12 protein-coding genes are annotated in these 14751 nt (G+C 71.1%); 8 read left to right on the forward strand and 4 right to left on the reverse strand.

Annotation, left to right across the window (positions count from 1 at the left end; genetic code table 11):
• Positions 1-96: 96 nt before the first annotated feature.
• Positions 97-1320 carry a CaiB/BaiF CoA transferase family protein gene (locus JIX55_RS11680; protein WP_257563231.1) on the forward strand — a complete coding sequence of 408 codons (1224 nt, stop codon included), beginning with the start codon at positions 97-99 and terminating at the stop codon, positions 1318-1320.
• Positions 1321-1361: 41 nt separating this feature from the next.
• Here the strand turns inward: JIX55_RS11680 and JIX55_RS11685 are convergent, their stop codons facing one another.
• The 3 genes from JIX55_RS11685 to JIX55_RS11695 form a co-directional block, all read right to left on the reverse strand.
• Positions 1362-1628: a hypothetical protein gene (locus tag JIX55_RS11685; protein ID WP_257563232.1), complete on the reverse strand. Its 267-nt coding sequence runs from the start codon at positions 1626-1628 to the stop codon at positions 1362-1364.
• Positions 1629-1743: 115 nt separating this feature from the next.
• A complete protein-coding gene (locus tag JIX55_RS11690) occupies positions 1744-2547 on the reverse strand; it encodes an anti-sigma factor (protein WP_257563233.1) in 804 nt (267 codons plus the stop codon).
• Between the two features lie 34 nt (positions 2548-2581).
• Entirely contained in the window at positions 2582-3124 is a 543-nt protein-coding gene (locus tag JIX55_RS11695) for a sigma-70 family RNA polymerase sigma factor (RefSeq protein ID WP_257547173.1), read from the reverse strand.
• 315 nt (positions 3125-3439) lie between these two features.
• On the opposite strand from JIX55_RS11695, the gene JIX55_RS11700 reads away from it, so the two are divergent.
• The 4 genes from JIX55_RS11700 (at position 3440) to JIX55_RS11715 (ending at position 10280) form a co-directional block, all read left to right on the forward strand.
• Complete coding sequence (locus JIX55_RS11700) at positions 3440-4963, forward strand: DUF4331 domain-containing protein (RefSeq protein WP_257563234.1); 1524 nt, start codon at positions 3440-3442, stop codon at positions 4961-4963.
• 135 nt (positions 4964-5098) lie between these two features.
• Positions 5099-6598, forward strand: a complete 1500-nt coding sequence (locus tag JIX55_RS11705) for a tetratricopeptide repeat protein (protein ID WP_257563235.1) — start codon at positions 5099-5101, stop codon at positions 6596-6598.
• Positions 6595-8502, forward strand: a complete 1908-nt coding sequence (locus tag JIX55_RS11710; RefSeq protein ID WP_257563236.1) for a nickel transporter — start codon at positions 6595-6597, stop codon at positions 8500-8502. The genes JIX55_RS11705 and JIX55_RS11710 overlap by 4 nt, the downstream gene beginning before the upstream one ends.
• A gap of 59 nt (positions 8503-8561) precedes the next feature.
• On the forward strand, positions 8562-10280 hold the full coding sequence (locus JIX55_RS11715) for a serine/threonine-protein kinase (RefSeq protein WP_257563237.1): 1719 nt from the start codon (positions 8562-8564) through the stop codon (positions 10278-10280).
• A gap of 97 nt (positions 10281-10377) precedes the next feature.
• Here the strand turns inward: JIX55_RS11715 and JIX55_RS11720 are convergent, their stop codons facing one another.
• Positions 10378-11184, reverse strand: a complete 807-nt coding sequence (locus tag JIX55_RS11720; protein ID WP_257563238.1) for an SGNH/GDSL hydrolase family protein — start codon at positions 11182-11184, stop codon at positions 10378-10380.
• Positions 11185-11498: 314 nt separating this feature from the next.
• Between JIX55_RS11720 and JIX55_RS11725 the strand changes: the two genes are divergently transcribed.
• The 3 genes from JIX55_RS11725 to JIX55_RS11735 all read left to right on the forward strand — a co-directional run bounded on the left by JIX55_RS11725 (position 11499) and on the right by JIX55_RS11735 (position 14436).
• Positions 11499-12704 (forward strand): S8 family peptidase, encoded by a 1206-nt coding sequence (locus JIX55_RS11725; protein ID WP_257563239.1) that lies wholly within the window; start codon positions 11499-11501, stop codon positions 12702-12704.
• 277 nt (positions 12705-12981) lie between these two features.
• Positions 12982-13311 carry a hypothetical protein gene (locus tag JIX55_RS11730; protein WP_443046404.1) on the forward strand — a complete coding sequence of 110 codons (330 nt, stop codon included), beginning with the start codon at positions 12982-12984 and terminating at the stop codon, positions 13309-13311.
• 3 nt (positions 13312-13314) lie between these two features.
• Positions 13315-14436 carry a GNAT family N-acetyltransferase gene (locus JIX55_RS11735; protein WP_257563241.1) on the forward strand — a complete coding sequence of 374 codons (1122 nt, stop codon included), beginning with the start codon at positions 13315-13317 and terminating at the stop codon, positions 14434-14436.
• The last annotated feature ends 315 nt before the right edge of the window (positions 14437-14751 follow it).

Below are 14751 nucleotides of genomic sequence, written 5' to 3' on the forward strand. Positions count from 1 at the left end.
GCCCGGGGGACGGGCCGGACCCCGGTGAGCCGGGGCGGGACGCCGGGCCACGTGACGCTCGGCACGCCCCGGTGACAACAGCGCCCTGCCGGGGACATGATCCACGGCATGTGCGCACTCCCCCGCCCCAGCGATCCCCTGCCGCTCGACGGCATCACCGTCGTCGCCGTCGAACAGGCCGTCGCGGCGCCCTTCGCGACCCGTCAGCTCGCCGACCTCGGCGCGCGGGTGATCAAGGTCGAGCGGGTGGACGGCGGTGACTTCGCCCGCGGCTACGACACGGCCGCCCGGGGCCTGGCCTCGCACTTCGTGTGGTGCAACCGGGGCAAGGAGTCCCTGGCGCTGGATCTGAAGGACCCGCGCGGCCTGGCCGTCGTACGGCGGCTGGTGGCGGACGCGGACGTGTTCGTGCAGAACCTCGCGCACGGCGCGGCGGCCCGGCTCGGCCTGGACGCGGCCACGCTGTGCGCGGCGCACCCCCGGCTGATCGCGGTGGACATCTCGGGTTACGGGGCGTCGGGGCCGTACGCGGACAAGCGGGCGTACGACATGCTCGTGCAGTGCGAGGCCGGCCTGGTGTCGGTGACGGGGACCGGGGAGCAGCCGGTGAAGGCGGGCATCCCGGCGGCGGACATCGCCGCCGGGATGTACGCGTTCTCGGGGGTGCTCGCGGCGCTCGTACGGCGGGGCACGACCGGGCGGGGCGGGCCGGTGGAGGTGTCGATGCTGGAGGCGCTGGCCGAGTGGATGGGGCATCCGCTGCACCACGCGATGCACGACGGGACGCCGCCGGCTCGGACGGGGCTGGCGCACGCGGTGATCGCGCCGTACGACGCCTATCCGACGGCGGACGGCGGGCGGGTGCTCCTGTCGGTGCAGAACGACCGGGAGTGGCGGCGGCTCGCCGGACAGGTGCTGGGGCGGCCGGAGTTGGCGGACGATCCGGCGTTCGCGACGAATCCGGCGCGGGTCGAGCACCGGGAGCGCACGGACGAGCTGGTCGCGCAGGCGCTGGGCACGCTGGACGCCGACGAGGCGGTGGCGCGGCTGGAGGCGGCGGGGATCGCCTGTGCGCGGTTGAGGGACGTCACGGAGGTGGCGGAGCATCCACAGTTGGCGGCCCGGGACCGGTGGCGGGAAGTGGGTTCACCGGTGGGGCCGCTCAGGGCGCTGCTGCCGCCGATCACGCTGCCGGGCGGGGACGAGGCGCGGATGGGCGCGGTGCCCGCGCTCGGGGAACACACCGGGTCGCTGCTGCGTGCCGTGGGGATGACGGACGACGAGATCGCAGCGCTGCGCCGGGACGGTGTGGTCGCCTGAGCGCGGGCCCTGTAGCGGGGAAAGCCCTTGGAGCTGTGGTGCTAACGGCTGCCGAACAGCGAACGGCGCAGCCTCTTCAGGGGTGCGAACAGCGAGACCCGTCCGAGGCGCGTGTCCTTGCGGCTGCGACGCTCCTGCGGAGTGCGTGACGTTATCTCACGCATCAGCGAGGTCGCCTCGGCCGCCTCACGCTGCGGCACGGCGGGGCCGCTCAGCACCGAGAGATGGCGGTCGAGGCGCGAACTGGTCGCGCTGCTCCCGCACGTGATCGCAGGGACTCGCGCCCTGCGCACTGTTATCTGTTCCATGTCACTCCCCACCCGTACGAGTCCACCCGGCCCGGGCAGCGTAACCATATCGCTCCGTCGGAGCACTCGGGAATCACCGGCCTGGTATTTACCTACCCAGTAACAGCGTTGTCGATTACTCTCCGAATCCGACTGATTCCAGGGCGAGTTGGACAACCGGCTGGCTGGTGGGCTGTGGTGATCCACCGTCGGGTTCGATGGTCACGGCGAGTGACGTCGCATCGGTGTCCATGCCGCTGGTGACCAAGGGCGTGTCGCCGTCGAAGAGTCCCAGAGAGCGCGGTTGCACGTTGGGGCGCATGAGCCAGAGCTGGTGCACCCGGTCCTTGGGGAGATCCTCGAATCCGCTGAGGGTCACGATCGCACTCCCCTCCTCGGCGGAAGCGATCACTCCGATTACCTGGCCCTCCGCGTCCCGGTCGCTGGTCGCGCGGGCGTCCGGCGCGGCGAGAACGTGGGCGATCTCACTCGCCTGTGCGCGCTCCGCGTCCAGTTGGTCCTGGGTGCGGTTCGCCTGGACGGCGAAGAGGGACGCCACGACGAGCGCGGCGGCGGCCGTCGCGGTGGCCAGCGGGGCGAGCAGAGAGCGCATCCGGGGCGCGCGGGCGCGCACCTTCGGCGGCGGCGCGGTGCCCCACACATGCGGCGGCAGATGCTGCTGGGGGCGCGCCTGGGCGGGAGCCGCCTGGGGTGTGTTGCGTACGGCGGCGAAGACCCGGTCGCGCATCGCGGCCGGTGCCGGAGCGGCCGTCGACCAGGCTAGGCGGACCGCGTCCTCCGACAGGGCGCGCACCTCGGCGGGACAGCGGTCACAGCGCTCCAGATGCTTCTCGAAGCGGCGCCGCTCGGCGGGCTCCAGTGCGTCGAGCGCGTAGGGGGCGGCGAGCGAGTGGAGGTCCTCGCGGCGGAACAGGCTCACGCGGCACCTCCCTCGGGCCGGCCGATCAGGGCGCTCATGCGACTCCTCCCAGGCATTCGCGCAGCCGAGTGAGTCCGTCGCGCATACGGGTCTTGACCGTGCCGAGCGGCAGGGAGAGCCGCTCGGCCACTTCACGGTAGGTGTAGCCGTCGTAGTAGGCGAGGGTGACGGACTCGCGCTGGAGGGTGGTGAGCTTCTCCAGGCAGTGGCGCACCCACTGGCGTTCGAGTCCGGCCTCGACCTCCTCGGCGACCTGGTCGAAGGCGGGGTGGTGGTTGCGGCGTCCCTCGCGCTGCTCGCGCTCGGTGGCGGCGCGGGCGCTGCGCACCCGGTCCACCGCGCGCCGGTGCGCGAGGGTGAGGATCCAGGACAGGGCGCTGCCGCGGGCGGGGTCGAACCGGCCCGCGGAGCGCCAGAGTTCGAGCAGCACTTCCTGAGCCACCTCCTCCGACTGGGCGGGGTCCCGCACGACCCGGCGGACCAGACCGAACACCGGGCCGGACACCAGTGCGTACAGCTCCTCGAACGCCCGTTGGTCACCTCCGGCCACACGGACCAGAAGTTTGTCCGCCTCCACTCGCTCCCCCTCGTCTCCGGCCGCACACGGCCATCCCCGCGCGTAAGGCATTCGCAACGAACCCACCTCCGGATGGGGTTACGGATCAGCCTGCCCGAAACGCGGGTCGTTCCTCGACGGATCCGAACGGATCGCGTCACAGACCGGATCACGGATCCGATGACGGTTCGGATCACCGATCAGATCAACGAATCCCGCTCTCCGCTGAAACAACCTTTCAAACGCGCCGTAAGAACGTTTGGGATTCGACCAATCCACCCTGCCGACCGCTCCGAATGGCGTTCGTCAGGCAAGTTGGGACAGAGGACGGACGGCATGACACCTACTTCCAGGAGCGGCTCGGGACGCAGGAGCGTCGCGTCCCTCATCTGTGCTTCGCTGGCCGCCGGAGGGCTCGCAGCCGCCGGCGTGACCGTGCTGGAGCCGGGGGCGGCCTCCGCCTCCAGCCACCGGGAGGCCCCGCTGATCTCGGGGGAGCCCCAGTTCGACAACACGGACGTGTACGCGTTCGTCAGTCCGGACAAGCCGGACACGACGACGATCATCGCGAACTGGATCCCCTTCGAGGAGCCGGCGGGCGGACCGAACTTCTTCCCGTTCTCCGAGGAGGCCCAGTACGACATCCGCGTCGACCAGGACGGCGACGCGCAGGAAGACCTCATCTTCCGGTACACGTTCAAGACGAAGACGAAGAACGACAAGACCTTCCTGTACAACACGGGCGTCGTGGAGAGCCTCGACGACCCGGACCTCAACATCACGCAGACGTACGACATCGAGCTCATCAAGCTGAAGAACCGCAGCGCGGTCTCCAAGACGAAGCTCGCGGACGACGTGTGGGTGGCGCCGTCGAACGTCGGCAAGGCGTCGATGCCCGACTTCAAGAAGCTGCGCGACGAGGCCGTCTACGAGACGGCGAGCGGGGTGACGACGTTCGCCGGCCAGGCCGACGACCCCTTCTTCCTGGATCTGCGCGTCTTCGACCTGCTGTACGGCGGTGACCTCTCCGAGGTCGGGCGGGACACGCTCAAGCAGTACAACGTCAACTCGATCGCCCTCCAGGTGCCGAGCGACGCGCTCGCCGAGTCCAAGGACCAGCCGATCGTCGGTATCTGGTCGACGACCCAGCGGGAGGGCGCCGACGGCGAGTACCGCCAGGTGTCGCGCCTGGGCATGCCGCTGGTCAACGAGGTCGTCAACCCCATCAAGGACAAGGACACGTTCAACGCGTCCTCGCCGGTGGACGACGCCCAGTTCCTGAACAACGTCACCGAGCCCGAGCTGCCCAAGCTCATCGAGGCGATCTACAAGATCCCGGCCCCCGCGGAGCCGCGCAACGACCTGGTCGATGTCTTCCTGAAGGGCGTCGAGGGCCTCAACCAGCCCCCGCACGTGACCCCGTCGGAGCAGCTGCGCCTCAACACCTCCATCGAGCCCACCAAGAAGCCGAAGCGGCTCGGCGTGCTCGACGGTGACAACCAGGGCTTCCCGAACGGGCGTCGGCTCACCGACGACGTGCTCGACATCGCGCTGCAGGTCGTCGAGGGTGAACTGCTCGGCGCCAAGAACGACTTGGGCGACGCGGTCGACAAGAACGACAAGAAGTTCGGCAAGCACTTCCCGTACGTGGGTCTGCCGACGGCCGGTTCGCGTGGCAAGACCGTCAAGGGCAACACCACGAACAACGTGCGCAGCGCTCTCGGCACCGGTGTCGAGGCCAGCACCGCCGACGACACCACGCTGATCGCGGCCTCGGCCGGCGCCGGCGCGGGCGGTGTCCTGCTCATCGGCGCGGGTCTGCTGTGGTGGCGCCGCCGGAACGACCGGGCCTACTACTAGGCCCACCCCGGCCGGGCCCCCTTCTCCGGGCCCGGCCCACCGACCGGCGCGGCCCGCTCGTACCCATCCCCCACGGCGCGGGCCGCGCCCCACGACCACCACCACCGCACTCGGCAAGGATGTTGAGGAGAGGGCATGTCCCCGCGTACGAACGAGAACGCGTCGCAGGACGGGCGTCCGCGTCCCGACGAGGGGGCTCCCGAGGACGACCGGCGCGACATCGCCGAGTCCGGCCCCGCGTCCGACGCCGAGCCCCGCCGGGAGCCCGCTCCCGGGCCCGACCGCCGGCCCGCTCCCGAACCGGCGCGGCACCGGCTGCTGCGGCTCACCGCGTGCGCGGCCGCGCTGGCCGTCGCGTTCACCGGCTTCGCGGTCGCGCTGGGCGCCCGGGACGACGACCGGACGGTGGCCATATCGACCTCGCCGGGGGTCTCGGCGGCCCAGCTCGCCGGCGGCGACCTCGACACGACGGTCACGGCGCTCCAGGCCCATCTCAAGGAACAGCCGAAGGACTTCGGCTCCTGGTCCACCCTCGGCCTCGCCTACGTCGAGCAGGCCCGCGTCAAGGGCGATCCCTCCCGCTACCCGCAGGCCGAGAAGGCCCTGGAACGCTCGCTGAAGCTGCGACCGGACAACGACCCGGCGCTCGCGGGCCTCGCCGCGCTCGCCGCCGCACGCCACGAGTTCGAGGACGCGCTGGGCTACGCGGACCGGGCGCTGAAGGAGAACCCGTACAGCGAACGGGCGTTGTGCAGCCGCATCGACGCCCTGGTCGAACTCGGCCGCTACGACGAGGCGTTGAAGGCGGTACAGCTCGCCGACACCCGCCGCCCCGGCATCCCCGTGTTCACGCGGTACGCCTACGTGTACGAGCTGCGCGGCGACGTGAAGACCGCCCGGCGGGTGCTGGAGAAGGCGCTCGACTCGGCGGTGACCCGGGGCGACATCGCCTACGTGGCCACCCAGCTCGGCCAACTCGCCTGGCGGCAGGGCGACTACAGGACTTCGCTCGACCACTACGCGCGCGCCCTCGGCGCCGACGACACCTACCTCCCCGCGCTGGAGGGCCGCGCCCGCGCCCAGGCCGCGAGCGGCGACAGCGCCGAGGCGATCCGCGGCCTGGAGCAGGTCGTGTCCGCCTACCCGCTGCCGGGACCGCTCGTGGTGCTCGGTGAGCTGTACGAGGCGAAGGGCGACGAGACCAAGGCGGGCGACCAGTACACGCTGGTGGACGCCTATACCGCCATCGCCCGGTCCAACGGCGTCAACGCCGACCTCGACACCGCGCTCGCCGCCGCCGACCACGGCGACACCAAGGCCGCGCTGCGGGCCGCCGAGGCCGAGTGGAAGCGCCGGGAGACGGTCCACACCGCGGACGCCCTCGCCTGGGCGCTGCACGTCAACGGCCGCGACGACGAGGCCCTGCCCTACGCCCGCCGCGCCACCGCCACCGGGTACGAGGACGCGACGTTCCTGTACCACCGCGGCATGGTCGAGTACGCGGCCGGCGACAAGAAGGAGGCCCGGACCTCGCTCAAGGCGGCGCTCGACCTCAACGCCGGTTTCTCACCGCTCGGCGCGGCTCAGGCCCGCAAGACCCTGAAGGCGCTGCAGGCTCTGGAGGCCGCCAAGTGACCTCTCCCCGGCGCGTGTTCGCCTCCGGCACGGCGGTCTTCCTGGCTGTCTGCGCGCTCGTCCTCGTCCCCGCCCAGGCCGCGAGCGCCCACCCGCTCGGCAACTTCACCGTCAACCGGTACGACGGCCTCGTCGCCGCCGCCGGACAGCTGAAGATCTTCCATGTCGAGGACCTGGCGGAGATCCCGGCGACCCAGGCGGCGCCCGCCATCGAGCGGCAAGGGGTGGGCGACTGGGCCCGGGAGCGGTGCGAGAAGGCCGCCGAGGGCAGTGAGGTCAGCGTCGACGGGAGCGGCGTCGAGGTGACGCTCGAGTCGAGCCGGGCCGAGGAGCGGCCGGGCCAGGCGGGGCTCAAGACGCTGCGCGTGGAGTGCCGGCTGACGGCTCCGCTGCCGGACCGGGCCGCCGACGTACGCTTCCACGCCGCCGTGGACTCCGGTCCCGGCTGGCGCGAGGTCACCGCCCGGGGCGACCGGATGACGCTGACCGGGTCGGACGTGCCCGAGGAGTCGGTGTCCAAGCAACTCACCAGCTACCCCGAGGAGTTGCTGCAGTCGCCGGAGGACACGGCGACGGCCTCCCTCCAGGTGAGGCCGGGCGGCGTCGCGCTGGCCGAGCAGCGGAGCGACGCGCCCGGCGCCTCGATCCTCCCGCGCGGCGCGGACCGCTGGACCCGGGCCCTCGACGACCTGGTCTCCAGCCAGGACCTCACCCTCGGCTTCGGCGCGCTGGCCTTCGGCATCGCCATGTTCCTCGGCGCCATGCACGCGCTCGGCCCGGGCCACGGCAAGACCCTGATGGCCGCGACGGCCGCCGCCCGCGACCGGGCCCGGATGCGCGACGTCCTCCCCATGGCCGCCTCCGTGACGGTCACCCACACCCTGGGCGTCGTCGCCCTCGGCCTCCTCGTCCTCGCCGGTTCGGCCGCCGCCCCGTCGGTGATCACCTGGCTGGGCATCGCGAGCGGCCTCTTCGTGATGACGGCGGGCGTGACGCTCGCCCGGCGCGCATGGCTGAACCGCAAGCTCGCGGTGACGCACGGACAGGGACAAGGGCAGGGCCACGGGGACGGGCACACGCACGACCACAGTCACGATCACGACGACGAGCACGGGCACGGGCACCACCACGGGCACGGGCACGGGCACAGCCACGATCACGGGCACTCCCACGACCATGAACACGGCCACAAGCACGGTCATGAAGATGGTCATGAGGACGGGCATGAAGACGGGCATGAGGACGGGCGCACCCACACGCACGACCACGCGCCCGAGCCCGGCCGGGAACTCGTACTCGCCCACGCCCAGGCACCCACGCACGCCCACGCGTCGGCCGTGGCCCACACCCACGAGCCCGCACCGGCCAAGGCCCACACCCACGACCACTCACACGCCACGGCCCACGACCACGACCACGGTCACAAACACGACGACGGTCACGGTCACAAACACGACGACGACCACAGCCACGACCACACCCCCGACCAGAAGCGCTCCCTCTTCGGCGGCGGTGTCACCCACACCCACGGCGGCTTCACACACACGCACCCCACCGCGCCCACCCTGCGCGGCACGATCCTGCTCGGTTTCGCGGGCGGGATGGTGCCGAGCCCGTCGGCCGTGGTCGTGCTGGTCGGCGCGGCGGCGCTGGGGAAGGCGTGGTTCGGGCTGCTGCTCGTGGTGGCGTACGGCATCGGGCTGGCGCTCACGCTGACGGCGGCCGGGTACGCCGTGGTGAAGGCGGGCGGCTGGGCGACGCGGGTGCTGGACAAGGGTGAGGGCCGGCTCGGCGGGCCGACGGCGGCGCTGGTGCGCCGGACCGTGCCGCTGGCGTCGGCGTTGCTGGTCGTCGCGCTGGGGGCCGGTTTGGTGCTCAGGGGGGTCGCGTCCGCGATCGGCTGAGCTACTTTTGGGGAGAAATCGTACGGAGTGAGATTTCACGCGGATGCGAGTGACGGGGGATGGCCGTGTCCGAACAACCGGGCAGTGAACGTCTGATCGCGGGCCGCTACCGGCTGCTGACCCCGCTGGGCGAGGGCGGCATGGGAACCGTGTGGCGGGCCCGCGACGAGGTGCTGCACCGTGAGGTCGCCGTCAAGGAGGTGCGGGCGCCGGGCGGTATCCCGGCACCCGACGTCGAGCGGATGTACGCCCGCCTGGAGCGGGAGGCGTGGGCGGCCGCGCGGGTCGACAGCCGCAATGTCGTCACGGTGTACGACGTGGCCATGGAGGACGGCCGCCCGTGGATCGTGATGGAGCTGGTGCGCGGGCTCTCGCTCGCCGACCTGCTGGACGCGGAGGGCCCGCTCTCCCCGCAGCGCGCCGCGCACATCGGCGCCGAGGTGCTGGCCGCGCTGCGCGCCGCGCACGAGGCGGGGGTGCTGCACCGGGACGTGAAACCGGCCAACGTGCTCATGTCCAACGACGGCCGGGTCGTCCTCACCGACTTCGGCATCGCCATGGTCGAGGGCAGTTCCGCGCTGACCATGACGGGCGAGGTCATCGGCTCCCCCGAGTTCCTCGCCCCGGAGCGCGCGCTCGGCCGTACGCCCGGCCCCGAGTCGGACCTGTGGTCGCTCGGTGTGCTGCTGTACGCGGCGGTCGAGGGCAACTCGCCCTTCCGGCAGAACACTCCGCTGAGCACCCTGCGCGCGGTCGTCGACGAGGAACTCCCGCCGCCGCACCGGGCCGGCCCGCTGACGCCCGTGATCGAGGGGCTGCTGCGCAAGGATCCGGCCGAGCGGATCTCCGCCGAGCAGGCGGAGCAGGACCTGAGGATCATCGGCGCGGGCGGCACCCCACGGTCCGACACGGTCGCGTCGGCCCCGTACAGCCCGACGGTGGCCACCTTCCCGAGTCCGGCCGCGAACACGGGCCCGGGTCCGGGCACGAACCAGTTCGGGCCACCCACCCCGCCGCATCCGGCCCCGGCCGCCGCGACCCACCCTTCCGCGCTGCCCGCCCGCGAGCCGGACCGCAACCGTCGCGCCCTCGTCTTCCTGATCGCCGGTATCGCCGCGGTCGCCTTCGCCATCGCCGGACTCACGTACGCGCTCATCAACGGCGACGGCGGGAACAACGGCAACCCCACCAACGGGGAGGGCACGGTGGGCGGCGCCGACGACCGGACGGGCGACGAGGGTACGGACGAGGAGCCGGGCGGCGGCGGTGACACGAGCGACGACGCCGACACCCCCGACGACGGCGGGACGACCAGCAAGCCGCCCGCGCAGTCCGTGAAGGTGACGGTGGAGGGCGCGAACACCGACTACTCCGGCGCCTGTCCGCCGCCGGACGCCGAGGTGCCCACCTTCACCGCGACGTTCACCGTGGGAAGCGTGCCCGTGGAGGTCGACTACCGCTGGGTGGCGAAGAACGGTGAGGTGGAGGACACCGGCTGGAAGACGCTGTCGTTCCCGTCCGGCGGCGAGAGGACCAAGCAGGACCAGGTCGTCGTGTCGACGTCCGGGAGCCACTCGGACGAGATCAGCGTCGAGGTCCGCGGCCCGGTGCACGCCGAGTCCAACTCCGTCGCCTTCTCGGTGACATGCGAGACGGAGGCCCCGACCACGGGCGGGACCTCCCCCTCCGACGACCCGGAGAACCCGGACGACTACAGCGACTACGAGGACGACGACGAGGCCCGCGCCTACGACCCCGCCCTCAGGTCACGGCCGTAGGAACAGCCCCTTTCAGGCCACGACCGTAGGAACGGCCCGTTTCAGGCCACGGCCGTAGGTACCGCCGGTTTCCGCCGCGGCCGTGGGAACCACCGCTTCAGGCCACGTTCCTGAACACCGGCAGATACCCGCCCGACTGTCCCGCGGCCTTCGGGTGGTACGACTCGCCCACGTTCAGCAGGTTGAGGCCGTGCAGCCACGCGCTGCCGGAGCACAGTTCGTGCCCGGTGAACGTGGAGCGGACGTCACCGAAGGTGAAGCCGTGGTCGGCGGCGCGCTTGGCGATCGCGGTGTTCAGGTAGTCCGCCGCGTTGTTGATGGCGGACCGCTTGGTCTGGGACAGCCCGGGGCAGGTGCCGCCCAGCTGGTAGAAGCGGGGGTAGCCGAGCACCACCACATGGGCGGCCGGTGCCTTCGCGCTGATCGCCGAGTAGACCTTGTCCAGCTGGCCGGGCAGCGTCGAGTCGACGTACGCCTTCGCCGTGTTGATGCGCGAGACACAGGCACTGTCGGACTGGAGGACGCAGGTGGTCATCACGTCGGCGAAGCCGGCGTCGTTGCCGCCCACGGTGATCGAGACGAGCCCGGTACCCGTGCCCAGCGGACCCAGTTGGCCGGCCAGAACATCACCCGTTCGGGCGCCCGAGCAGGCCGTGAAGTTGAAGGACGAGGGGGCGTTCGCGGCCGCCCAGAGGTGCGGGAAGGCCTTCGTGCTGCGCTTGCAGTCGCCGCTGGAGGAGATGTAGCTCCCCGCGCCGACACCCGAGGAGTAGGAGTCGCCGAGCGCCACATAGCCGGTGGCGGCGGCCTGTTGGGACGCCTGCGCCGTCGCGGCCCCGGTGAGGGTGGCGCCGACGGCGAGGAGGAGCGAGGTCATGTATGCCGTAAGTCGGGAACGTCTCATGGAACCTCCCTTTAGCAGGATCTCTGCCTCAACCGTCGTAGCAACTACGCGTGTTGATCGGAAGTGTTCATGTCAATACTTTCCTGTCCTCAACGGAACGTACCCACCGCGTTCAACCCTCGTTCGATTACATGTGTGTGACAGAAACATGACAAGGCCTCAACTCTCTTGAGCTGTACCCGTGGATCGATCAATCTGCTGGAAGCCGGGAGCGGAACGCGACGCTCCCGGTTGTGAGTGCGACCCCGCACGCACCCCCCACAGACGCGCGCCGCACCCTGGCACGCGCCGCCTATGAGGAGGAATCCCTCGTAATGGCACACCTGCGTAGCAAGAACATCCGCGTCGCCGCCGTCACCACCGTCGCGACGGCCGCCCTGCTCGGCGGCCTCACCGCGCTCCCCGCCCAGGCCGCCCCGGCCGAGGGCAAGGTGCTCGCGGCCGGCTCCCCCACCGCGATCAAGGACAGCTACATCGTCACGCTCAAGAAGAGCGCGGGCCTCAAGGCCGCGTCGAGCGCGGGCAAGGACCTGGTCGAGGAGTACGGCGGCACGGTGAAGCGGACCTTCAAGTCCGCGCTCAACGGCTACTCGGCCGAGCTCTCCGCGGCCGAGGCCAGGAGACTCGCCGCCGACCCGTCGGTCGCCTCCGTCGAGCAGAACCAGGTCTTCACCTCGACCGCCACGCAGACCAGTGCCCCGTGGGGTCTGGACCGCTCCGACCAGGCGTCGTTGCCGCTCTCCGGCACGTACACCTACCCGGACAGCGCGGGCAGCGGCGTGACCGCGTACGTCATCGACACCGGCGTCCGCATCACTCACTCCCAGATCAGCGGCCGGGCCACCAACGGCTACGACGCCGTCGACGGCGACAACGTCGCGCAGGACGGCAACGGTCACGGCACCCATGTCGCCACCACCATCGCCGGCTCGACGTACGGCATCGCCAAGCAGGCCAAGATCGTGGCGGTCCGGGTGCTCAACAACAGCGGCTCGGGCACCACGGCGGGCGTCGTCGCCGGCATCGACTGGGTGACCGCGAACCACAGCGGCCCCTCGGTCGCCAACATGTCGCTCGGCGGCGGCGCCTCCACCGCGCTCGACACGGCCGTGGCGAACTCCATAGCCAGCGGAGTGACCTACGCGGTCGCGGCGGGCAACAGCAGCGCCAACGCCTCCTCGTACTCCCCGGCCCGCGTCGCCTCGGCGATCACGGTCGGCGCCACCACCAGCACGGACGCCAAGGCGAGCTACTCCAACTTCGGCGCGACCCTGGACATCTTCGCCCCGGGTTCGTCGATCACGGCCGGCTGGTACACCAGCGACACCGCGACGAACACCATCTCGGGCACCTCGATGGCCACCCCGCACGTCGCGGGCGCGGCCGCGATCTACCTGGCCGGCCACACCTCGGCCACCCCGGCCCAGGTCGCCTCGGCCCTGACCGCCGGCGCCGTCACCGGCAAGGTCACCAGCGCGGGCACCGGTTCCCCGAACCGTCTGCTGCAGATCGTCCAGTAAGGACAGGGCAAGGGCAACTGCCCTGCTGTGAACGGAAGTTTCCCTGGAGGCGCGGCATGCCTCCAGGGAATCTCCGTACCCGGCCGCGGATCTCTTTGCCGGTGCATCACAAATGGGCGCACGGTCGCGCGTGGCGCGTCTCGACGTATTGACTCCCCCGCGCCCGCTGAGCGACATTGAAGCCCGGCATCCGGCGCTTCGGGGGGCAAAGTCGCCAATGCAGACCTTAGGTATCAAGCCATCTCTGTCAGGTGGTGGCGGACCACTGCTGGCGGGCGTGGCCGCGGCCGTCGCGGGGGTCGGCGCGCTGCTCGCGTTCACCGACGCGGACTCGGTGCTGCGCGGCCCGTTCACCCTGTTCTTCCTCCTCGTCGCGCCAGGAGCCGCCATCGGGGCCGTACTGCGCGGACTGGAGCCGTTCGGCCGGGTCGTGACGTCCCTCGCGGGCGCGATCGCGGTGAACATCCTCGTCGCGCAGGGCATGATCGCCACCCACTCGTGGTCGGTGACCGGTGGGATCGCGGCCGTGACCGTGATCAGCTCGCTCGTTCTCCTGCCGAGTCTGGTACGGCGCCTGCGCGGCCGTACGGAGAGAAGACGGACCTGAGACGTGGACATCAGTGTGTACCGCCCCGGCGAACTGACCGCCGCCGACCGGGCGGCCTGGACCGCCTTGCAGTCCAAGGCCCATCTCCACGGCGCGCCCGAACTGGCGAACCCGTTCCTGTCCCCGGAGTTCGCGCTCGCGGTGGGCCACTGCCGGCGCGGGGTGCGGATCGCGGTGGTGCGGGAGGACGGCGAACCGGCGGCCTTCTTCCCGTACCAGAGATCCGCCGCCGGGGTGGGCAGAGCCATCGGCCTCGGCCTCTCCGACTGCCAGGGCGTGGTCCACCGCCCCGGCTTCACCTGGGACGCCCAGGCGCTGCTGCGGGCCTGCGGGCTCGCGGTGTGGGAGTTCGACCATCTGGCGCAGGGCCAGACCCCGTTCGCCGCCCACATCACCGGCACCTTCCCGTCCCCGGTCATGGACCTGGAACAGGGCTACGAGGCCTATCTCGGCCACCTGCGCGCCGACTCACCGAAGTTCCTCCGCTCGACGCTCGCCAAGGAACGCAGGCTCGGCCGCACGGTGAGCGAGGTGCGCTATGTGCACGACGAGCGCGACCCGAAGGCCCTGCGCACGCTGATGGCCTGGAAGTCGGCGCAGTACCGCAGAACGGGTCGCAGCGACCGCTTCGCGCACCCGTGGATCACCCGGCTCGTGCACCGGCTCTTCCACACCCGCTCCGACTCCTTCGCCGGCCAGCTGTCGGTGCTGTACGCGGACGGCAAGCCGATCGCGGCTCATTTCGGGCTGCGCTCCGAGCGGGTGCTGACATGCTGGTTCCCGGCGTACGACCCGGCGTTCGCGAAGTTCTCGCCGGGCCTGCTCCTGCATCTGCACATGGCCGAGGAGGCCGCCGCCGACGGCATCGCCTACCTGGATCTGGGCCGGGGCCAGAAGCAGTACAAGGATTCCCTGAAGACACGGGAGATCTCCGTGTCGGAGGGATGGGTCACCCGACGCCATCCGGTGGCACTCGGACACCGGGCTCGACGAGCCCCCGTCCGGGCGCTGCGCAACACGGTGCTGGCACGGCCGGAACTGTTCGAACCGGCCGACAAACTGTTGAAACGGATGGGCAAAATCCGGTCGGGAGGTCAGGTAACGGACACAACAACAAAAACGTGAGGCCTCGTACTAGGCCTTGCCATAAGGGCTCAACCATCAATACCGTCGTACATCGTTGTAGATCCACCCGCATCGGTCCGTCGGCACATGCTCCTAGGGGAGGGCTCAGGGAGCTCGACGGTCCCGGCGCGGGGCGCGGTAGGGGGGTGCCGTGCTCGGTGACCGCACCGTTTGCCGAGTCGCGCCGCGCGACCGACTGCCGAGTCGCGACAGTCGGCCGGCTTTTGCCAGCTCACCCGGTATGCGCGAATGCGCACGAAAGATCGATACGGAGATCGAATTCCGCATGCCGTAAGTGAGAACCCCCCTTTCGAA

Source organism: Streptomyces sp. DSM 40750 (assembly GCF_024612035.1).
GTDB lineage: Bacteria > Actinomycetota > Actinomycetes > Streptomycetales > Streptomycetaceae > Streptomyces.

Bases quoted from the DNA above. Each gene is read 5' to 3' on its own strand.
- JIX55_RS11680 (WP_257563231.1), top strand. From the start codon at position 97: ATGATCCACGGCATGTGCGCACTCCCCCGCCCCAGCGATCCCCTGCCG.
- JIX55_RS11685 (WP_257563232.1), bottom strand. From the start codon at position 1,628: ATGGAACAGATAACAGTGCGCAGGGCGCGAGTCCCTGCGATCACGTGC.
- JIX55_RS11700 (WP_257563234.1), top strand. From the start codon at position 3,440: ATGACACCTACTTCCAGGAGCGGCTCGGGACGCAGGAGCGTCGCGTCC.
- JIX55_RS11705 (WP_257563235.1), top strand. From the start codon at position 5,099: ATGTCCCCGCGTACGAACGAGAACGCGTCGCAGGACGGGCGTCCGCGT.
- JIX55_RS11715 (WP_257563237.1), top strand. From the start codon at position 8,562: ATGGCCGTGTCCGAACAACCGGGCAGTGAACGTCTGATCGCGGGCCGC.
- JIX55_RS11720 (WP_257563238.1), bottom strand. From the start codon at position 11,184: ATGAGACGTTCCCGACTTACGGCATACATGACCTCGCTCCTCCTCGCC.
- JIX55_RS11725 (WP_257563239.1), top strand. From the start codon at position 11,499: ATGGCACACCTGCGTAGCAAGAACATCCGCGTCGCCGCCGTCACCACC.